Below are 21,402 nucleotides of genomic sequence, written 5' to 3'. Positions count from 1 at the left end.
GTTGTACAAAAGATGATAAAAAAATTCAAAAAATGGCCCAAAAACAAATATTTAAGTGGTTTGCTGCAAAGTCTGTTGCTGCTGGCGCTGGTGGCCTTGGTGCTGTGGTGGACGCAGCGAGGTACGTTGTCCGCAGATGGCCAACAAGCGCCGGATTTTGTGTTGCCAATGCTCAATGGCCCCACCGTGACCCTGTCTGATTATCAGGGCCAGGAGGTGTTGCTGTATTTTTTCGCGCCATGGTGCAGCATCTGTCGGCTGTCGGCAGACAACCTGAATGATTTGCGGGCCGCACGCGACGAGTCTGAATTGGCCATTTTGATGGTGGCTTTGTCCTATCAAAACCGCCAAGAGGTGGTGGATTTTGTGGCCGACCTCGAGCTGCAAGTGCCGGTGCTGTTTGGCCACGAACAACAAATGGCGGATTATCAAATTCAAGGTTTTCCCACCTACTATGTGATCGACAGTGACGGGCGCTTGCAAGCCAAATCATTGGGCTACAGCACCGAATGGGGCATGCGCTTCAGAACCTGGGTCTTCTGACCCCAACAGCGGTGATCCTGTCGGAATGCATTTTCTTTGTCTGCTGGGGTTGTGTGGCTTTACCCGCCACCACTGAGCACGTATAATTTCCGCTTTGATCAACAGCAAAAGGATGCAGGCAAGCCCTGCTTAATCGAATGAGCACTTACAATCCACAAGAAGTCGAACAACACGCCCAAGCGTTGTGGGAAAAACACCAAGCCTTCGAAGTCAAAGCCGACCCCAATCAGGATAAGTTTTATTGCTTGAGCATGTTCCCTTATCCCAGCGGCAAATTGCACATGGGTCATGTGCGCAACTACACCTTGAGTGAAGTGATTGCACGCTACCAAAAAATGCTGGGTAAAAATGTGTTGCATCCGATTGGTTTTGATGCCTTTGGTCTGCCGGCTGAGAATGCTGCGATCAAAAACCAACGGGAACCGGCTGAGTGGACCTACAACAACATGGATGAGATGAGCGCCCAATTCAAACGCTTGGGGTTCGCCTTTGATTGGTCCCGACAGTTGGCCACCTGTCAACCGGAATACTACCGCTGGGAACAATGGATGTTCGTCAAATTGTATGAGCAAGGATTGGTCTACCGCAAAGACGCTGTGGTGAACTGGGACCCAGTGGATCAAACCGTGTTGGCCAACGAACAAGTCGAGAATGGTCGCGGTTGGCGTTCTGGTGCTGAAGTCATCAGAAAGTCGATCCCCCAATGGTTCTTGAAAATCACCGATTACGCTGACGAACTGTTGGCCTCGTTGGATGACATGCCGGGTTGGCCAGATTCGGTGAAAATCATGCAACGCAATTGGATCGGTAAATCCAAAGGTTTGGAGTTGGATTTTGCGGTGCCTGATTTTGGCACCGTGTCGATTTATACCACACGCCCAGACACCTTGTATGGGGTGTCCTACATGGCGGTGGCGCCAGAACACCCACTGGCGGTGCAAGCGGCGGCCAACAATCCGGCATTGGGGGACTTCTTGACCCAATGCAGCAAAGAACAAAGCAACGAAGCGGCCATGGCCACCATGGAGAAAAAGGGCATGTATACCGGCTTGGATGCGGTGCACCCATTGACCGGTGAACCGGTCCCGGTGTGGGTGGCCAATTTCGTGCTGATGACCTATGGCACCGGTGCCGTGATGGCGGTGCCAGGTCATGACCAAAGGGATTATGAATTCGCCCAAAAGTACGACCTGCCAATCACCCAAGTGATTGCCACCGAAGGGGATCTGAGTCAAGCCGCATTGACCGAAAAAGGCCTGTTGATTGAATCCGGCGAATATACTGGGATGGATTTTGATCAAGCTTTTGCTGCCATGGCCCAGCACTTCGAAGCCGCCGGCACCGGTCGGGTGCAGATCAATTACCGCTTGCGTGATTGGGGCGTGTCCCGCCAACGCTATTGGGGCTGTCCCATCCCGATCATTTATTGTGACGCTTGTGGGGCGGTACCGGTGCCTGAAGAGCAACTGCCGGTGGTATTGCCCGAAGAGGTGACCTTTGATGAAACCGGTGGTTCGCCGATCAAGAAGATGCCTGAGTTTTATCAAACCACTTGCCCCCAATGCGGTGGTGAGGCCACCCGCGAAACCGACACGTTTGACACCTTCATGGAGTCTTCCTGGTATTACGCCCGGTACAGCTGTCCTGATTACCATGATGGCATGCTCAGCGAAGAGGCCAATTATTGGCTGCCGGTGGATCAATACATAGGCGGGGTGGAACATGCCATCTTGCATTTGTTGTATGCCCGCTTTTACCACAAGGTGTTGCGTGACCAAGGTCTGGTCAATTCAGACGAACCGTTCACCCATTTGCTGACCCAAGGCATGGTCTTGAAAGACGGCGCCAAAATGTCCAAATCCAAGGGCAACACGGTGGATCCGCAAGAGTTGATTGATCAATACGGGGCCGACACGGTGCGCTTGTTTTCGATGTTTGCCGCCCCACCAGAACAATCCCTGGAGTGGTCAGAAGAGGGGGTGGAAGGGGCCGCCCGGTACCTGAATCGCTTGTGGAATCAGGTTACTGCCTTCTTGGCAGCAGCCGGCAATGAACCGCCAGCCATGCAGGGCGACTTGGACAAAGCCCAACAAGAAATGCGCTGGAAAATTCACCAAACCATCGACAAAGTCAGTACCGACATTGGCGAACGCAAAACCTTCAACACCGCCATCGCCGCGATGATGGAATTGACCAATGCCCTGAGTAAATTTGCCGATGGCACAGACAACGGCATCGCCATCCGCCATGAAGGCTGGTACAACCTGGTGAAAATGATCAGCCCCTTTGCACCACACATGGCCCAGGCCTTGTGGGAACAGCTGGGAGAAACCAGTCTGTTGTGTACCGCTGCCTGGCCGACGGTTGATACATCGGCCCTGGTGCAAGACGAAATCGAAATGGTGGTGCAAGTCAATGGCAAGCTGCGGGGCAAAATTTCGGTGGCCACCAACGCCGCCAAAGATGAGGTCGAAGCCCAGGCCTTGGCTGAACCCAATGTGCACAAATTCGTCGACGGCAAAACCATCCGCAAAGTCATTGTGGTGCCGCAACGACTGGTCAATGTGGTGGTCTCATGAAGCGCTTGATGACCACCAGTCTGTGCCTGTTGATGATGTCGGCTTGTGGCTACCGCTTAAAGACCGCGGTGGCTTTGGATCCGGCTTTTGATCAAACCTATATTGAGCACGCCATCAGCGCCCCCTTGTATCGCCCTTTGGCTTTGGCCATGGCCAATCAAGGGGTGAACCTGGTGGAACAAGCCAGCGCGGCCACGGCCAAAATCATCATCGTCAAAGACGACATGAGCAAACAAATCCAGTCCATTGGCACCAACAACCGGGTGCAGGAATATCGGCTGGACTACGCCGTGACCTTTGCGGTGCATTTTTTGGATGAAATCAAAATTCCTGAACGGACTTTGACCCTGTCCCGAGACTTTGCCTTTGACATTGGGCAAATCACCGGTACCCAGTCAGAAGAGCAGGTGTTGCGCCAACAAATGCATGAAGACATGGCCCAAATGATCATCCGTTCCATCGCCAACCAAGCCGCCAACCAACCGCGCGATTGATGGCCCGGTTGCCGTGAAACTGTACTTCAAACAACTGGCCGGGCAACTCAAACAAGGCTTGAAGCCGGTGTATTTGTTGGTCGGTGATGAACCCTTGCAGCTGCAAGAAGCCGGCGATGCGATCAAGGCCAAAGCCGCGGAACAGGGATTCAGTGAACGGGAAGCGCATTTGGCGGACAAATCCTTCCAATGGCATGAACTGCAAAACAGTGCCGGCAACATGTCCTTGTTTGCCAGCAAACGCCTGATAGATTTGCACCTGCCCAGCGGCAAGCCGGGCACCCAGGGCTCAGCCAGCATCGTGCAATTCATTGAGCTGATGCCCGATGATGTGATGCTGATCATCCGCTGTGACGAATGGAATGCCAGCAACGACAAAACCAAATGGGTCAAAACCATCATCGAGCATGGCGTGTTTCTGCGGGTATATCAGCCCAAAGCCGCGGAATTGCCGCAATGGATCAAACAACGCTGTCAACAAATCGGTTTGCCGGTGGATGACCAAGCGATTGGTTTGCTCAGCATGCGCCTGGAAGGCAATTTACTGGCCGCTGCACAAGAGCTGGAAAAGTTGAAAATGCGCTATGCCAACCAAACCGTGACGGCTCAGGATGTGGCCAGTTTGGTGGCCGACAACGCCCGCTTTGACGTCTTCAGATTGACCGATTCGCTGTTGGAACAGCAGCCCAAACGGGCGATCAGAATTATGCGTTCGTTACAGAAGAATGATTTATCGGCGGTGATCATTCATTGGGCTTTGGAACGGGAAACGCGCAACTTGTGCGAACTCAGCTTCCTCCGCACTCAAGGCAAACAAGCCAGTGCTGCCGATTACCGCAAATTGGGCATTTGGCAAAATCGCCAAGCGGTGTTTCAAAAAAACCTCAATCGACGACCGCTGCCACATTGGTCTGGCCGCATGCAACAGCTGTCTGACATTGATCGCATGATCAAAGGCCGTTTGGCCGGTGACCCCTGGCAAGCCATGGAGCGTTGGATGGTGGCATTCTGTGCCTGATCCAGACGCTGCGCGGGGTGGGTGACCGAACCATCGGCGCCCTGGGTGGTCCAAACCGATCAATCGGGAGAATTTCATGTTGTTCAAAACCGCTTTGTTGTTGCTGGCCAGTTTGATGCCAATTCCCCAAAGCCAACGCGCCAGTCAGGCCATTCAGAACAACCAGCCACTCTTGCAAGCGGCCTTCCATCAACGGCAGTTGACCTGGGGCTCACCGGTGCATCTTCGACTCTACAAAGACTCGGCTGAACTGGAATTGTGGGTCCAAAATGGCCCCCAGTTTACCTTGTTCAAAACCTACCCCATCTGTACCTTCTCTGGGGCTTTGGGGCCCAAATTGCGCGAAGGTGACTGGCAAAGTCCCGAGGGTTTCTATTTTGTCAAGCCCGGCCAGCTCAACCCCCGCAGCCGCTTTCATTTGTCATTCAACCTGGGTTTCCCCAATGCCTATGATCGCCACCACGGACGCACCGGCAGCGCTTTGATGGTCCATGGTGATTGTGTGTCAATCGGCTGCTATGCCATGACCGATCCGCAGATCGAAGAAATTTACACCTTGATGGTCGTGGCTTTCGAGCATGGTCAGCCCTTTGTGCGGGTGCATGCCTTTCCGTTTCGCATGGATGAAGCCAACATGCAAGCACATGCAGGGCACCGGTGGATTGACTATTGGCGCAACCTGAAAGTCGGCCATGATTTTTTCATTGAGCACGGACGACCGCCCAATGTGGAAGTGATGGACGGTCGCTATGTGTTTGATTGATCGGTATTAAGTGGTTTTGACCGCTTCTTGGGTCGCGCCGATTTCAGGGGCATTTTTGCCGTATTGTGTCTTCAGCACAAAGAAACCGATCAAAGCCGAGATCATGGAACCGACAATGATGCCCAAGCGCTCATCGAACACCATGTCAAATTGGGTTTCTTCGTAGGCCAAAGAACCAATGAACAAACTCATGGTGAAGCCAATACCGCACAAGGCCGAGATGCCGTAAATGGCCACCCAATTGCTGCGTTCTGGCATTTTTGCCCAACCCATTTTGATGGCCAGCCAACAAAGGCTGAAGATGCCCACTTGTTTACCCACAACCAAGCCCAAAGCAATGCCCAAAGGCACGGGGTGCAGCAGCTGTTCCAGCCCGATGCCCGATAAATTCAGACCTGAGTTGGCAAAGGCAAAAATCGGCAGGATGATGTAAGCCACCGCCGAATGCAGGTTGTGCTCCAACTCTTTCAACGGCGAATAGCCTTCTTTGATCTTGGACTTGATGGGAATGAACATGGCCAGGATGACGCCAGTCAAGGTGGCGTGAACCCCAGATTTGAGCATCGCCACCCACATCACCACACCAATCATGATGTAGGTACTGGTGGCCTCAATGCCTTTGCGGTTGATCAGCCACAACAGCGGCACGCACACCGCCACCACGATCAAGGCGGTGAAGGAAATCTGTGAGGTGTAGAAAAATGCGATGACCAGGATGGCGCCAATGTCATCAAAAATGGCCAATGAGGTGAGGAATATTTTTAAGCTGGTGGGCACCCGAGGGCCGAGCAATTTCAACACACCCAAGGCAAACGCAATGTCGGTGGCGGCTGGGATGGCCCAGCCTTGTAAGGCCATGGGGTCGTCTTTGTTGAACCAGAAGAACACCAGGGCTGGAAACAGCATGCCACCAATCGCCCCGATGCCTGGCAAGACAATGTTCTTTTTCTCAGACAGTTCACCTTCCACCAGTTCCCGTTTCAATTCCAGGCCCACCAGGAAGAAAAACACCGCCATCAAACCGTCGTTGATCCACAACAACAGTGGTTTGTTGATCGCCAGCGCGCCAATTTGAATGGCCACCGGGGTGTCCAACAACAAATTGTAATAGACCGTTAAAGGTGAATTGGCAATGATCATGGCCAACACGGCAGAAAAGAACAACAAGATTCCGGCAGAGGACTCCATGCGGAAGAAATTTTTGATGAACGAAACGGCGACTTGCGGCATGATTTTCACGAAAATTAGATTGCTTGAAACTATATAATGATTCGGGTGAAATTCAAGTAAAAATCCCCCCCCCTTTTGAAACCGATTTTTGTGAGGTGTTGAAACAATGAATGTGGTTTGGTTCCGCACGGATCTGCGATTGGCAGATCATCCGGCCTTGACAGCAGCGATGCAGTCAGGGCAACCGGTGGTGGCCTTGTTCGTGCTGAACCCGGAACAACACGAAAAACATGGGGAAGCACCACAAAAATTCGAATTCATCAAAGCCCACATCAATGACTTGATCCCCCGCTTGGCGCAGTTCGGGGTGTCCAGCTGGGTGCATGAAGTGCCGACCTTTGCCGAGGTACCGCCGTTGTTTGAACGGTTGATTGAAACACACGAAATCAAGGCAGTGCACTGGCACCGACAACATTGGCCCCATGAAATCGCCCGCGATCAAGCGGTGGCTGAGGTGTTGGATCAAGCGGCTGTGGCGCTGCACCAACACCACAGCAATTACCTGTTGCCACCGGGGCATGTGCGCAAAAACGACGGTGGCATGTACCATGTGTTCACCCCGTACAAGCACAAGTTCATTAAGCACTTGAAAGCGGCCTATGCACCGCCGTTGCCCTTGCCAAAAGCCCATCAGGACCACGCAGTGACCCAGGCCAAACCTGTGCCGGTGGCTTTCGAGTTGGCGGATTGGCCCATCGGTGAGCCAGCCGTGGCGCAGCGGGTCAAAGACTTTTGCCGTGACCAAGACTACGCCGCTGAACGCGATTATCCGGCCGTGTCAGGGACCAGTGGTTTGTCGCCCTATTTGGCCATCGGGGTGATCAGTGCCCGCCAATGTTTGGGCCATGCTTTGAAACAAGACGGGGAGCCGGCCTTCACCAGCACCTGGGTTTCGGAGCTGATCTGGCGTGATTTTTACCACGACCTGATGCACGAATACCCCAGATTGGCCAAGCACCAACCGTTCAAAGCCGATGCGGTGGACCATTGGGTCGATGCCCCGGATTTGTTGGCGGCATGGGAACAAGGACAGACCGGCTTTCCCATCGTCGATGCCGGCATGCGGCAGTTGCTTCAAACCGGCTGGATGCACAACCGGGTGCGGATGATCGTGGCTTCATTTTTGACCAAGCTGTGCCTGGTGGATTGGCGGGCTGGTGAAGCCCATTTCATGGCGCATTTGTTGGACGGCGATTTGGCCTCCAACAACGGTGGTTGGCAATGGTCCTCGGCCACCGGTTGTGATGCCGCCCCGTATTTCCGCATCTTCAACCCAACCACCCAATCGGAGAAATTCGATCCAGACGGTACTTACATCCGCCAATGGGTGCCAGAACTGGCGGCGGTGCCAGGCAAAGAAATCCACAATCCCCAAGCCGCCACCCGAGACGACTTGGGTTACCCGCCACCGATCATTGATTACAAAGCGGCCCGCCAACAAGCCCTGGACTGGTTCAAACGTTGAGTCAGACTCAGCGGTCGACATTGACCCAAGTCAAAAATATCAACAGCGGCCTCAAAAGTCGCCTCAAGCTGGGGTTTTTTTGGTTACAATGATTGGATGACCGGTCGGATGTGGAAGACAAAATGCCCATAAACACCCCCAACACCGAAGAACTGATTGCTTGGTTGGTTAAACAAGTCGGCCACGATTGGGTGGTGGGTACCCCGCTGGGAATCGGCAAACCCAATCCACTGGTCAATGCCGTCTATCAACATGCCAAAACCCACGCCGAGACCAACCTGGAGTTGTTCACCGCCTTGTCCTTGGCCATCCCCAAAGGCAACTCGATCCTGGAGCGGCGCTTTTTACAGGCCTTTACCCAGCGTTTTTTTGGTGACTATCCAGAATTGAGCTACATTGATGACGTGCAACGGGATCAGATGCCACCCAACATCCGGGTGCGTGAGTTTTACATGCAGTCGGGCAAAATGCTGCGCTCAAAATCAGCCCAACAAGCCTACGTCAGCAGCAACTACACCCATGTGGCCCGGGACATGGTTGACCGCCATGTCAACATCATCCTGCAAATGGTGGCGGTTGAACGCACCGACTCAGGCCTGCGCTACAGCCTGTCATGTAATCCGGACTTGACTTTGGACATCATCCGCATTGCCCAAGAAAAAGGCAAGCCCCGGCCTTTGGTGGTGGCCATGGTCAATCAACACCTGCCATTCATGGGCGGCCAAGCCGCGGTGAATGAGGATTTCTTCGACGCCATCTTTGACGATCCCGACGCTTACTTCGAACCTTTTGCCACCCCTGCGCAAGCCATCAGTGCCACCGATTACAGCATCGGCTTGTTGGCCAGTACCCTGCTTAAAGATGGCGGCACCTTACAAATTGGCATTGGCTCTTTGGCCGATGCACTGGTCTACAGCACGGTGTTGCGGCAGAAAAACAACCCCACTTACCATGAGTTGTTACAAAGCTCCGGCATGCTGGATAAATTCGGCACCATGATCAAACAGGTGGGTGATACGCGGCCATTCACCAAGGGGTTGTATGCCGCCAGCGAAATGTTCGTCGAAGGTTTTGCCCATTTGTTCGATGCGCGGATCCTCAAGCGCAAGGTGTATCCCGATGCCGAGATCCAACAATTGGTCAATGATGAAGTGATCGAAGAAACCTTTGAACCGGGCATCTTGGGCACCCTGTTGCAACACCACGTGATTGACGAAGTGATGAGTCTCAGGCAGTTCAAGCGCTTGCAATACCTGGGTGTGCTGCAAGCCGATCTGACCTTTGACCGCGGGGTGATCACCGCTGCCGACGGACAAAGCTTCAGTGCTGATTTGCATGATGCGGATAATTTGGCGGCTTTGGAACAACACGCTGTGGGCCGCCAATTGCAACACGGGGCGGTGTTGCACGCCGCCTTTTTCATGGGCTCCAAACGGTTTTACCATTGGTTGCATGGATTGCGGGCTGAAATCAGACCTTGGTTCCAAATGACCCCGGTCAGTCAAATCAACGAATTGTATGGTGGAGAGGCCTTGGATCGGGTGCAGCGCATCAAAGCCCGCTTCATCAACACCTGCATGAAAGTGGATGTGCTGGGTGCCGCCGCTTCTGATTCCTTAGAAGACCACCAAGTGGTCAGTGGGGTGGGGGGACAATACAATTTTGTGGCCATGGCCCATGCTTTGGCCGACAGCCGTTCGGTGCTGATGCTGCGCAGTGTGCACATCAGCCCAAACAGCATCGAATCCAATGTGGTGTGGAAGTATGGTTATTGCACCATTCCCCGGCACCTCAGGGACATCGTGATCACCGAATATGGCATGGCCGATCTGCGGGGGCAATCCGATGAAACCTGCATTCAGCGCATGATTTGCATTGCAGACAGCCGCTTTCAAGAGTCCTTACGGGCCCAAGCCGTGGCGCACAATAAATTGTCGGCCAACTGGCAAGTGCCAGAACCGTTCCGGCACAACACCCCAGAAAAAATCAAGCAACAACTCACCGAGGTGAAGCAACAAGGCTATTTCCCACCCTTGCCATTCGGCGAAGACTTCACCGCCAAGGAAACAGTCATCATTGAATCGCTGCAGTGGTTGCGCGGTCAAACCAAAAACAAGTATGGCACCTTGCTGACATTGATCAAAGCCATGTGGGCCCGGCCCATGGCCTCCCACCAACCTTATTTGGAACTGATGAACTTGACTGCGCCGCAGCAGTTCAAGGAGAAGTTGGCAGTGAAACTGTTGGTCTTTGCCTTGCGGCACCATGGCCATTAAAAGGTTCCAGATGGCTTGCTGGTGGTCAATGTTGGGTGCCGTGACACCCGCGATGGCGACCACCCAAGCACCCACTTTGCTGATTGCCCATGCCGGTGGCGGTTACCAAGGCCAGGCCTACACCAATTCGATCGAGGCTTTGGAGCACAGTTACCAAGCCGGATTTCGTCACCTGGAGGTGGATTTTTCCTGGACCGCCGATGGGCAGTTGGTGTGCTTGCATGATTGGGACAAGACCTTCAAAAAAATCTTCGGCTTCAAAACCCACGAACCTTTGACCTTGGCCCGGTTCAATGAATTGGCCGAGGCTCACCCTGGGTTTCGATCTTGTGATTTGGCTGCCTTGGCTGCCTGGCTCAAAGACAAGCCCGAAGTCAAAATCATCACCGACATCAAGCATCACAACCTCCAAGGCATCCGTTTCATCTTGGCGCACAATCCGGCCCTCCAGGCAGTGCTGATCCCACAATTTTATCAACCCGAAGAGTACGCCGAACTCAAAGCCATGGGCTTTACACAATTGATCTGGATTTTGTATCAATACCAAGGCTCCAAGCGTTCGGTGGTCGAACTCAGTGCCGAGATGGACCTCTTGGCACTCAGCATGCGTCCTGCACAAGCCAAAAGCCGCACCCTGCAAAAGTTGCGCCATCAACACCGCATTTTTGTCTACACCATCAACAAAGCCCACACCATCCGCCGGCTGCAAGCGAATTACGGCGTCAGCGGTTTTTATACGGATTTCTTGCCGCCTGATTAAACCAAAAACCTTGTAATTGACCCGTGCATCATGTCGCTCGCTTGCAAGTCATCTCGACCGCACGCAGTGAGTGGAGAGATCCCGTGTAGCCCCATAGATCTCTCGGTTGCACTCGAGATGACATTTTCCATAGTCAAACAAAATCCAACGCCGGCCCATGCGGCACCACGCCGGAGGGGTTGATGGTGTCGTGGCTCATGTAATAATGCCGCTTGATGTGGCGGATGTTGATGGTGTCGGCGATGCCGGGGATGGCGGCCAGTTTTTTCACATAGGCACTGATGCTGGGGTATTCGCGGAGGGTTTTCAGGTTGCATTTGAAATGCCCCACGTAGACCGCATCAAAGCGCACCAGTGTGGTGAACAAACGCCAGTCGGCTTCAGTCAACACCTCCCCGGCCAGAAATGTGCGGTCCTGCAGCAAGTCCTCGACCCAGTCCAGTGACTCGAACAATTTCACCACGTGTTTTTCATAGGCCGATTGGCTGGTGGCAAAACCGGCTTTGTACACGCCGTTGTTGATGTCGTGATACACCCGCTCATTGATGTCATCGATTTCAGTCTGCAGCTCCGCTGGATAGAAATCAATGTCGTTTTCAGTCAAGCCAGTAAATGCCGAATTGAACATGCGGATGATGTCGGCCGACTCATTACTGACGATGGTGTTTTGTTGTTTGTCCCACAACACCGGCACCGTGACCCGGCCCGAATATTGGGGATCAGCTGTGGTGTAAACCTGGTGCATGAAGTCGGCGTCATGCAACCGGTCACCGACGAACTCGTCACCGTCATCACTGGCGTTGAAGGTCCAGCCATGCTCGCGCATCAAATAATCCACCACCGACACATCGATGTGATCTTCCAATGCCTTTAATTTTCTGAAAATCAACGTCCGATGGGCCCATGGACATGCCAGAGACACATACAAATGGTAGCGGCCCGATTCGGCTTTGAAGCCACCCGACCCGGTGGGGCCGGGGGCCCCGTCGGCGGTCACAAAATTTCTGAATTGTGATTCCGATCGTTTGAATTCACCGTCGGTGGCATCGGTGTCGTACCATTGATCGCGCCATTCACCTTTCACCAATAAACCCATGTCATGCCTCCTGTTGAGTTAATGTACCGTTTTGATAATCGACAAAGGCTTGTTGTAATTCAGCCTCGGTGTTCATCACAAAGGGGCCGGCCCGCACGATGGGTTCATTCAAAGGTCGGCCCGAGACCACGATGAAGCGGCTGTCTTGGTTGGCCTGGATCAACAATTCTTCACCCGGGCTCAAGATCCCCAACTGACCGGCGTTCAGTTCTTGTTGGTCGGCCAATTGAATCAGGCCTTGATATACGTAAATGAACGCGGTGTGGCTTGGGTTCAAGCGGTCCTGCAGTTGGGTGTCCGCTGGCAGCTTGACGTCCCAATAATTGGGTTCGGTGTGCGGGTTGTCAATGATGCCTTCGGTGCCTTGGGCGGTTTGTCCGGCGATCACTTTCAACGACACACCACCGTCGCGTTGCTCGGTGGGGATCTCATCGGCGTCTTTTTCCTGGTACTTGGGGGCGGTCATTTTTTCACTGGCGGGCAAATTCACCCACAGTTGAAAACCCGACAACACCCCAGCCGTTTGTTCGGGCATTTCTGAATGGATGATGCCACGACCCGCGGTCATCCATTGGATGCCGCCATCGGTTATGACACCGTCGTTGCCGACGCTGTCTTGATGCCGCATTTTGCCTTGTAACATGTAAGTCACGGTCTCAAAACCCCGGTGGGGGTGGGGAGGAAAGCCCGCGATGTAGTCATTGGCTTGGTCGGAACCAAAATGATCCAACAACAAAAACGGATCCAGTTCGCTCAATTGGTGATTGCCAATGATGCGGGTCAATTTCACCCCGGCGCCATCAGAGGCCGGCAGGCCGTTGATGATGCGGTTGATGTGGTTGTGTGTGTTCATGGTTTCATACCTCCGCTGTGGTGGCCTGACGCCAGGTCAGCAGTTGTAGTTTGATGGCTTGCTCATCGCTGCTGTTGGCATCCACCACAGTGATGTCAGTGATGCCAATGAAGCGCATGACTTGTTGTAAGTACGGTGTGGCAAAATCCAGTTCGGAACCGATGGGCACGCCGCCAGAGGCCATCACCAAGATGGCCCGTTTGCCGCGCATCAAGCCCACCGGCCCTGCCTCGGTGTATCGAAACGTAACCCCGGCTCGGGCGATTTGATCGACCCAGGCTTTGAGTGTGGCTGGAATACCAAAATTGTAAATCGGTGAGGCAATCACCAGCACCTCGGCCTGTTGGATTTCATTGACCAAGGCATCGGAAATGCCCAGCTGCTCCAGTTGTGCGGCATTGCGCTGCTCAGCGGCTGTGAAATTGGCCCCAATCCAGGCTTCGTTGACAAAGGGCAGGCCGGCAGCCAAATCCCGCTGCATGACCGCAGCAGGGCTCATTTGCTGCAACTGTTGGACCACCAGGTCGCTGGCATGGCGGGTCACTGAGTCTTGTTGGCGACCGCTGGAGTTGATCAGTAGGATGCGTTGTTGCATGTGGGTTCTCCGGTGAATTGATATTCAGTTATTCGCTCGGTTGTCGATGGCATACCGACCGGGTCCATGGGCCACCAACAGCAAAAAGCCGCCAGCAATGGCCACATTTTTCATGAACATGATGGACTGCGTTTGGTCGGCAAGCTCAAAATGGAACAGCAGGGCGGACAACAGGCTGAAACCCGCCATCAAAAAAGCCACCAGTCGGGTTTTGAAGCCGGCCATGATGGCCAAAGCCCCCAATATTTCGGTGGCAATGACCAACGGCAGCAGGCCGCTGGGCACACCCATGGCCGCCATGTAGCCAGCGGTGCCTTCGTAAGCGGTGATTTTGTTGATGCCTGCCACCAAAAAGATCAGGCTGATGAAAATGCGTCCCACCAGGGCGCTGTATTGTTGGATGAATGACATGTGAGATTCCTCGTCAATGGTTGCAATGGGTCCATTATATTGTTCGCATATTGTTTGAAAAACAGTCCAAATCAGAATATTATGTTCTTTTTATGTGAACAATGCATCAAGCAAGCCAGGCGGCGCACGGCCGCAGGGACGCTGCAAGGTGCGCTGGAGTAGCCATGAATCTGGCCCATGAATTTGGTCCTTGTATTGGACCATTGACAGGCCGTAGACATCAGCGATAATAAGTTTTTTTAAGACTGAGGAATCCATGCTCAATCGCTTTCATTTTCCCATCGTGGTCATCGATGAAGATTTTCGTTCAGAAAACGTTTCTGGTTCTGGTATCCGCAATTTGGCTGAGGCGATCGGGGCCAATGGCATTGAAGTGATTGGCTACACCAGTTATGTGGACTTGACCTCATTTGCCCAGCAGGCCAGTCGCGCTTCCACCTTCATTTTGTCGATTGATGACGAAGAAATCAACTTGTCCAGCGCCGAGGAAGCCGATCGGGCGATCAACGAAATTCGACAATTCATCGAGGCGGTGCGGCGCAGCAATCCAGACATCCCCATTTTCCTGTATGGTGAAACCAAAACCAGTGAGCACATTCCCATGGACATTTTGCGGGAATTGCATGGCTTCATTCACATGTTCGAAGACACCCCCGAATTCGTTGCCCGGCACATCATTCGTGAAGCCAGAAAATACGTCGAATCGGTGGCGCCGCCGTTTTTCAAAGCCTTGATGAACTATGCCGCCGACGGTTCCTATTCCTGGCACACCCCAGGACACTCAGGCGGGGTGGCCTTTTTGAAAAGTCCGGTGGGTCAGATGTTTCATCAGTTTTTCGGAGAAAACATGTTGCGCGCCGACGTCTGCAACGCCGTGGAAGAATTGGGTCAGTTGTTGGATCACAACGGCCCGGTGGCTGCCAGCGAAGAAAATGCCGCCCGCATTTTCAACAGCGACCATTTGTTTTTTGTCACCAATGGCACCTCCACCTCGAACAAAATCGTGTGGAACTCCACCGTGGCGGCTGGCGACATCGTGGTGGTGGACCGCAACTGCCACAAGTCCATCTTGCATGCCATCATCATGACCGACGCCATACCGGTGTTTTTGATGCCCACGCGCAACCACTATGGCATCATTGGGCCGATTCCGAAACACGAATTCTCGGCCGAATCAATCGCCGCCAAGATGGCCAACAACCCGTTCATTGATCCAGACCAAGCCGCCAAGCCGCGCATCTTGTGCATCACCCAAAGCACTTATGATGGGGTGATCTACAACGTCGAAGACATCAAGGACATGTTGGGTGATCGCATCGACACCTTACATTTTGACGAAGCCTGGTTGCCGCATGCGGCGTTCCATGAGTTTTACACCAACATGCACGCCATCGGTGGCAGTGAGCGCCCACGGGCGGAGAATGCCATGGTGTTTGCCACCCAATCGACGCATAAACTGCTGGCCGGCTTGTCACAGGCCTCACAAATTTTGGTGCAAGAACCGGCCAATTCGCATTTCGATATGCATCGGTTCAATGAATCGTTTTTGATGCACACCTCGACCAGCCCCCAATACGCCATCATTGCCTCGTGTGACGTGGCAGCCGCCATGATGGAACAACCGGCCGGTCATGCCTTGGTCGGAGAGTCCTTGCATGAAGCCTTGAATTTCCGTCGGGCCATGCGCAAAGTCGATCAAGAATTTGGGGATGATTGGTGGTTCAAAGTGTGGGGCCCTGACCATTTCAGTGACGGCGATGTGCCAATGCAACATGAATGGATGATCAATCCCAATGAAGAATGGCATGATTTTGACTTGGAGGCCGAAGGTTTCAACATGTTGGACCCAATCAAAGCCACCATCATCACCCCTGGATTGAACGTCAAAGGTGAATTTGACCAATTGGGAATCCCGGCCAACATCGTCACCAAATACCTGTCGGAACACGGCATCATGGTGGAGAAGACCGGTTTGTATTCCTTTTTCATCATGTTCAACATCGGCATCACCAAAGGGCGCTGGAATTCGTTGGTGACCGAGTTGCAACAGTTCAAAGATGATTATGACCAAAACTTGCCGATGTGGCGGGTGATGCCTGAATTCGTCAACAAGAATCCCCAGTATGAGCGCCTGGGTCTGCAGGACCTGTGCACCGCCATCCACCAAATGTACCAACAACACGACGTGGCCAAAATCACCAATGACATGTACTTGTCTGACATTGAACCAGGGATGTTACCCGCCACCGCCTGGAACAAGATGGCACACAACCAAGTCGAGCGCGTCACCATCGATCAATTGGCCGACCGCATCACCGCCATCATGATCACCCCGTACCCTCCTGGCATTCCCTTGATGGTGCCCGGCGAGCGCTTCACCTCACAGGTGATCAAGTATCTGCATTACATCAAACGCTTCAACGATGAGTTTCCTGGCTTTGAATCCGATGTGCATGGTTTGATTTGCAAAAAAATCAACGGTGAAAAGCATTACTTTGTCGATGTGGTGATTGAAGACAGCTGAATCATGGCCACGCTGGAGGACATGTTGGCATTCGTGCGGGTGGTGGAAGCGGGCAGCATCACCCAAGCGGCGGAACAGCTGAACACGGTCAAGTCCGCCATCAGTCAACGTTTGAGTCGGTTGGAGGCCCACCTTGGGTCGCAATTGATCAAACGCACCACGCGGTCACAAACCCTGACCGATTCCGGGCGCTTGTATTACCAATCCTGTGTCCGCATCCTGGAGGAAATCAATGAAGCCGAAGCCCGGATCAAAGACCAGGATCGGGCGTTGGCGGGCCGCATCAAATTGGCGGTGCCGCTGTCCTTTGGTTTGAACCACCTGACCGAACCATTGCGGGCGTTCAACCAACAGCATCCCGAAGTGGTGCTGGATTTGGATTTCAATGACCGACAGGTGGATTTGGTCAATGAGGGCTTTGATCTGGCCATTCGCATCGCCCGCTTGGCCGATTCGACCTTGATGGCCAAGCGGCTGTCATACACCCGTTTGGTGCTGTGTGCCAGTCCTGCCTATCTGGCCCGGCACGGCACCCCGCAACACCCCAACGACCTGAAAACCGGCCACCACAAACTGAAATACGTCACCGCCCCTGAACTGTGGCACTTCAAAGGCGCGGGCAATCAACCCCTCAAAATCAAAGTGCCCAATGTCATGACCTGTAACAACGGTGATTTCATGCGCGATGCCGCCATCGATGGCATGGGTTTGGTGATGATCCCTGATTTTGTTTGTTTTGAGGCGATCAACCAAGGCCAATTGGTCTGCTTGTTGACAGATTTTTGGTTGGACAACACCCTCAACATTTACGCCGTATATCCGCAAAACCGGCACCTGACACAACGGGTCAAGCGCTTGATCGATGCCTGCAAAACACATTTTGGTGACGAGCCCTGTTGGGCCATCAAGCACTGAAACGCTGGCAGGATGGGTTAATTGTGAATTCTGACTCATTTCATGCGCGCCACTTGTGGTTAAATGAAGGGCTGAGTTAACCAGTCCATTAAAGTTTGGAGTCAAGCGATGAGAATGTCTGTGTTTATTTGGTTGGGCGCGCTGTTGTTGTCAGTCGACAACGCCCATGCCCAGCTCAAAGCCTTTCCTGAAGCGGCGGGTTTTGCGGCTTATGTCAGCGGTGGCCGGGGTGGGGATGTGCACATCGTCACCAACCTCAATGATTCAGGCGTGGGTTCTTTGCAATGGGCGGTGTCACAACCGGGTCCCAGAATCGTGGTGTTTGAAGTCTCCGGCTTGATCACCGGTGATTTGCACATCCCGCATGGCGATTTGACCATTGCTGGACAAACCGCACCCGGGGCCGGCATCACCTTGGTGGGTCACTTGTACACCACCTATAATTCGGACACCGGCAACATCATCATCCGTCACCTGCGCATCCGGCCACCCAACCCGGACAGCAATTGGCCAGCCAATCAACACGATGCGATTCAAATGTCGACCGCCAACAACATCATGCTGGACCACATTGATGCGTCGCATGGGGCCGATGAAACCATCGATTTTTGGGGTGGGGCGGCCCACATCACCATCCAAAATTCGCATTTGTCATTCCCCATCTATGACACCAGCAATGGTTGGGATCACAACAAAGGCGTGATCAATCACCGCCCCTGTTTGGACAGCGGCAATTGTCAACCGGGTGATCGCACTGGCGGATACATCTCCATCCTCAACAACGTTTTCACCCATTCCCGGAACCGCACCCCGGCCTTGTCGGTGGGCCCGGCAGAAGTGATCAACAACATCACTTACAACGGTCGCGAGGGCTTTGTGCATCACAATGTCTCAGAAGGCAACTTCAATATCATGGGCAACCAGTACATCGCCGGTCCCAGCATCAGCCTGTCGCCGTTTTGGTTTGACCCGGAAAATGCATCCACCCCCATTCCCACCGCCTATTGGCTGCAAGACAATTGGGTGGAAGTCCCGGGGGAATACATGGGCACGGTGCAAAACCCCTGGAATGACGTGGCTTTTGGCAATGCCTATACCTTTGCCTGCTGTGGCATCAACGCCAACCAATTCAACCAAACCGGGGTGTTTGATTTTTCCGGTGAACCCGGTTATGCCCCATCGGTGATGCGAGATCCAGCCACTTTGGCCGACCGCTTGTTGCCACGCATCGGCGCTTTTCCCCATGACATCGTGGCCCGGCAGTCCATTGAAGAGTTGCAACAACGCAGCGGCAGTTGGCGCAATTACCGCCCAGTCGATTTGATGGCCGGACTCACCCCCGGCACCCCGCCATTGGACAGTGATGATGATGGCATGCCCGATGACTGGGAAAACAGCCGCGGTTTGAATCCCCAAAATGGCAATGACCACACCACCATCATGCCCTCGGGTTACACCGCCATTGAAGAGTACATCAATGGCCTGGCCACGCAGCTGACCGACGACTTGATTTTCATGACGGGCTTTGACCCTAACTGACTGACCGCAGGCCGGTGTCTTAACGCCGCTTGCCATGCAGCCAACCCAACACACAAGCCAGCAGGCCGAGCAACCAGCCGGTCGCAAAGACCCAAGCCATCGACCAGGTCGCCAGTTGTGCAACCACGGTTTGCCAGACCAAGGTTTGGCCCAGGGTGGCATACAACACATACATCAGGATCACCACCATGGCGGCCAAAATCCAAGGCCAGCCATGGGCTTGGTGCTTGAGGTACAGCCACACAGCCAGCAGCAGACTCACCAGCATGCTCAGTTGCAAGCAGTACTCAAACAGGTACAAGGTGTCCGGACCGGTGATCAGCAATCCCGGTACCCAATTGGCGAACAGGCGCGACAACACCGGTGGCAACAAACCCATCACGGTGCTGAGCATCAAGGCACTGTGCAGGTGCACTTGGCGCCAAAATTTCAGGGCCAGGTAAACTTGCAGCGAGGTGGTGAACAACAACAGCACATCGGCCGTCAACAAAGCTTCACCGAACATCAGATAAAACGGGTGTTGATTGACGGCTTTGATGGCCCCTTGCCAAGTGACCAAAGCAAAGGCGCCGCTCATCAACGGCACCAGCACCATCAGCAACCATCCCAGTCGCCGATGCCATAGTCGCTGGCCCCGGTGGATGGTGACACTTTGGGTGGCCATCAGCAGCAGCCAGGCGGTGGCGGTGATGCCATGCCAATGGTGGGCGGCTGGGGCTTGGGCCAAGACCCCAAAATAACTGTTCCAAAAAGCCAGCACGGTGACGGCCAGCAAAGCCATGAGGTACCAATGGGCACGGGCATAAGGCATGTTGTTCTCCCATAATTTCAATGTGATCACCCTTATCAATGCCTCAACCCCTGGAAATAACACAAAAATAATGCCAATGATTTACAATGACGCCCAACTCACAAGCACATGAACCCATGCGATTTTTGTCTTTCCAAAGAATTTTCTGGCTTGGCCTGCTGTGCGTCATCAGCACGGCCCAAGCCACCAAGCAAATTGCCATCACCTTTGATGATGCCCCTCGGCCAAACAGCAGCCTGACCAGTGAACAACGGGCCAAAGCTTTGTTGATTGCCTTGGATGCCAGCGGGGTGGAGCAGGCAATGTTTTTCGTCACCACCAAACACCTGAATGAGCAGACCAAGCCCATATTGGATTTGTATCAGCAAGATGGCCATCTGATTGCCAACCACAGTAATCAGCACCTGTGGTTACATCGCACCGAGTTGGACACCTACCAACAAGATGTGCTGACCGCGGACCAGGCCTTGCGGGATTATCCCCATTTCAAACCCTACTTTCGCTACCCCTATCTGGATGAAGGGCGTGACAAAAAGGTGGTTAAGAAGATGCAAAAATTCCTGCAAAAACTGGGCTATCAAAACGGCTACGTGACGGTCGACAACTACGATTGGTACCTGGAAAAGTTGTATCAGGATGCCGTCAAAGCAGGTGACAAAATCAACCTGGTGCAAATGAAACAGCTGTACATCGATGTGTTGTGGGCCGCGATTGAGCACTCGGATCGAATCGCCGAGCAGTATTTGGGTCGTTCGCCCAAACACGTGTTGTTGTTGCATGACAATGACCTGGCAGCCTATTTCATTGGCGATCTGGTGATGCACCTCAAGGCCCAGGGCTGGGAGATCATCTCGCCCTTGGAAGCCTACCAAGATCCCATCGCCCAGCAGGTCCCCAAGACCTTATTCACCGGTCAGGGCCGGGTGGCGGCCTTGGCTCGCGATGCCGGCGCCAGCCCCCAAGAGTTGGTGCATGTGGCTGAAGATGAGGCCGAATTGCAGCGCTTATTCACTGAGTACCAGGTGGCCACGGCAGTGGGGGCGGCCATGCCTGAGTGGTTCATCGCGGAAATGAACAGCCAAGTGGGGACGTGGCAAACCAGCAATGCACAATACCGTTCGGACAGTGAGCCATATACCGATTACGCCATTGAGTGGACCTGGGGGTTGGGTGAGAACAGCTTGGATGGGCGCTTGTATGGTTTGATCGATGGCAAACCTTCGGATGACTTTTGGACCTACAAATTATTTTGGGATGCCGAGCAGCGGCAAGCCCGCTTGTTGCAATTTGGTTTTGGTGGCCGGGTGGGTGATGGTTTCATCCGGCCGATCGGCCACGGGCAAATCGAAACCATCCAAACCCATTCGGCCCCCGATTTTCCGACCTTCACAGAACGCCATCTGAGGGTGCTGACCCCCGATGGCTTGCTGACCACGTCTTTTCGCCAAAGCGAAGCCGGTGAATGGCAAGGGCGCCGCAGTTACACTTGGATCAAACAGCCCACTGCTGAAGACTGAAATGTGGCCATTA

The 21,402-nt window shown here is 53.6% G+C and carries 18 protein-coding genes; 12 read left to right on the top strand and 6 right to left on the bottom strand.

Annotated elements, in window-relative coordinates; translation table 11 throughout:
* The first annotated feature begins 12 nt into the window (after positions 1–12).
* The 5 genes from K7G70_RS15490 (at position 13) to K7G70_RS15470 (ending at position 5,397) form a co-directional block, all read left to right on the top strand.
* Positions 13–543 (top strand): peroxiredoxin family protein, encoded by a 531-nt coding sequence (locus K7G70_RS15490; protein WP_223789558.1) that lies wholly within the window; start codon positions 13–15, stop codon positions 541–543.
* A gap of 137 nt (positions 544–680) precedes the next feature.
* On the top strand, positions 681–3,122 hold the full coding sequence (leuS, locus tag K7G70_RS15485; protein ID WP_223789557.1) for a leucine--tRNA ligase: 2,442 nt from the start codon (positions 681–683) through the stop codon (positions 3,120–3,122).
* Entirely contained in the window at positions 3,119–3,616 is a 498-nt protein-coding gene (locus tag K7G70_RS15480; protein WP_223789556.1) for an LPS-assembly lipoprotein LptE, read from the top strand. The genes leuS and K7G70_RS15480 overlap by 4 nt, the downstream gene beginning before the upstream one ends.
* Before the next feature lie 13 nt (positions 3,617–3,629).
* Complete coding sequence (gene holA, locus K7G70_RS15475; protein WP_223789555.1) at positions 3,630–4,634, top strand: DNA polymerase III subunit delta; 1,005 nt, start codon at positions 3,630–3,632, stop codon at positions 4,632–4,634.
* Positions 4,635–4,710: 76 nt separating this feature from the next.
* A complete protein-coding gene (locus K7G70_RS15470) occupies positions 4,711–5,397 on the top strand; it encodes a L,D-transpeptidase family protein (protein WP_223789554.1) in 687 nt (228 codons plus the stop codon).
* Between the two features lie 6 nt (positions 5,398–5,403).
* Here K7G70_RS15470 and nhaA read toward each other — a convergent pair whose 3' ends face one another.
* Positions 5,404–6,627 carry a Na+/H+ antiporter NhaA gene (nhaA, locus tag K7G70_RS15465; RefSeq protein ID WP_223789553.1) on the bottom strand — a complete coding sequence of 408 codons (1,224 nt, stop codon included), beginning with the start codon at positions 6,625–6,627 and terminating at the stop codon, positions 5,404–5,406.
* 106 nt (positions 6,628–6,733) lie between these two features.
* Here nhaA and K7G70_RS15460 point away from each other — a divergent pair, with 106 nt between their 5' ends.
* The 3 genes from K7G70_RS15460 (at position 6,734) to K7G70_RS15450 (ending at position 11,128) form a co-directional block, all read left to right on the top strand.
* A complete protein-coding gene (locus tag K7G70_RS15460) occupies positions 6,734–8,092 on the top strand; it encodes a cryptochrome/photolyase family protein (protein WP_223789552.1) in 1,359 nt (452 codons plus the stop codon).
* A 122-nt stretch (positions 8,093–8,214) separates the two neighbouring features.
* Positions 8,215–10,368: an acetyl-CoA hydrolase/transferase C-terminal domain-containing protein gene (locus tag K7G70_RS15455; RefSeq protein ID WP_223789551.1), complete on the top strand. Its 2,154-nt coding sequence runs from the start codon at positions 8,215–8,217 to the stop codon at positions 10,366–10,368.
* 28 nt (positions 10,369–10,396) lie between these two features.
* The gene (locus K7G70_RS15450) at positions 10,397–11,128 is read left to right on the top strand and encodes a glycerophosphodiester phosphodiesterase family protein (RefSeq protein WP_223789550.1); all 732 of its coding nucleotides are present in this window, start codon (positions 10,397–10,399) and stop codon (positions 11,126–11,128) included.
* Between the two features lie 133 nt (positions 11,129–11,261).
* On the opposite strand, the gene K7G70_RS15445 is transcribed toward K7G70_RS15450, so the two are convergent.
* The 4 genes from K7G70_RS15445 to K7G70_RS15430 are packed head-to-tail and all read right to left on the bottom strand — an operon-like array spanning position 11,262 to position 14,083.
* A complete protein-coding gene (locus tag K7G70_RS15445; RefSeq protein ID WP_223789549.1) occupies positions 11,262–12,224 on the bottom strand; it encodes a glutathione S-transferase family protein in 963 nt (320 codons plus the stop codon).
* A 1-nt stretch (position 12,225) separates the two neighbouring features.
* On the bottom strand, positions 12,226–13,077 hold the full coding sequence (locus K7G70_RS15440) for a pirin family protein (protein WP_223789548.1): 852 nt from the start codon (positions 13,075–13,077) through the stop codon (positions 12,226–12,228).
* A gap of 4 nt (positions 13,078–13,081) precedes the next feature.
* Positions 13,082–13,672: an FMN-dependent NADH-azoreductase gene (locus tag K7G70_RS15435; protein WP_223789547.1), complete on the bottom strand. Its 591-nt coding sequence runs from the start codon at positions 13,670–13,672 to the stop codon at positions 13,082–13,084.
* A gap of 24 nt (positions 13,673–13,696) precedes the next feature.
* Positions 13,697–14,083, bottom strand: a complete 387-nt coding sequence (locus K7G70_RS15430) for a DoxX family protein (RefSeq protein ID WP_348525088.1) — start codon at positions 14,081–14,083, stop codon at positions 13,697–13,699.
* 256 nt (positions 14,084–14,339) lie between these two features.
* Here K7G70_RS15430 and K7G70_RS15425 point away from each other — a divergent pair, with 256 nt between their 5' ends.
* The 3 genes from K7G70_RS15425 (at position 14,340) to K7G70_RS15415 (ending at position 19,061) form a co-directional block, all read left to right on the top strand.
* The gene (locus K7G70_RS15425) at positions 14,340–16,607 is read left to right on the top strand and encodes an arginine/lysine/ornithine decarboxylase (protein ID WP_223789546.1); all 2,268 of its coding nucleotides are present in this window, start codon (positions 14,340–14,342) and stop codon (positions 16,605–16,607) included.
* Between the two features lie 3 nt (positions 16,608–16,610).
* Positions 16,611–17,522 (top strand): LysR family transcriptional regulator, encoded by a 912-nt coding sequence (locus K7G70_RS15420; RefSeq protein WP_223789545.1) that lies wholly within the window; start codon positions 16,611–16,613, stop codon positions 17,520–17,522.
* Between the two features lie 108 nt (positions 17,523–17,630).
* Positions 17,631–19,061 carry a hypothetical protein gene (locus K7G70_RS15415; RefSeq protein WP_223789544.1) on the top strand — a complete coding sequence of 477 codons (1,431 nt, stop codon included), beginning with the start codon at positions 17,631–17,633 and terminating at the stop codon, positions 19,059–19,061.
* 19 nt (positions 19,062–19,080) lie between these two features.
* Here the strand turns inward: K7G70_RS15415 and K7G70_RS15410 are convergent, their stop codons facing one another.
* Positions 19,081–19,872: a hypothetical protein gene (locus K7G70_RS15410; RefSeq protein WP_223789543.1), complete on the bottom strand. Its 792-nt coding sequence runs from the start codon at positions 19,870–19,872 to the stop codon at positions 19,081–19,083.
* Between the two features lie 116 nt (positions 19,873–19,988).
* Here K7G70_RS15410 and K7G70_RS15405 point away from each other — a divergent pair, with 116 nt between their 5' ends.
* Positions 19,989–21,389 carry a polysaccharide deacetylase family protein gene (locus K7G70_RS15405; protein WP_223789542.1) on the top strand — a complete coding sequence of 467 codons (1,401 nt, stop codon included), beginning with the start codon at positions 19,989–19,991 and terminating at the stop codon, positions 21,387–21,389.
* Positions 21,390–21,402 lie beyond the last annotated feature (13 nt).

Source organism: Marinicella meishanensis (genome assembly GCF_019931145.1).
Lineage (GTDB): Bacteria > Pseudomonadota > Gammaproteobacteria > Xanthomonadales > Marinicellaceae > Marinicella > Marinicella meishanensis.
Note: the sequence above shows the minus strand (reverse complement) of the source record. Positions and strands in the feature narration are given on the sequence as shown.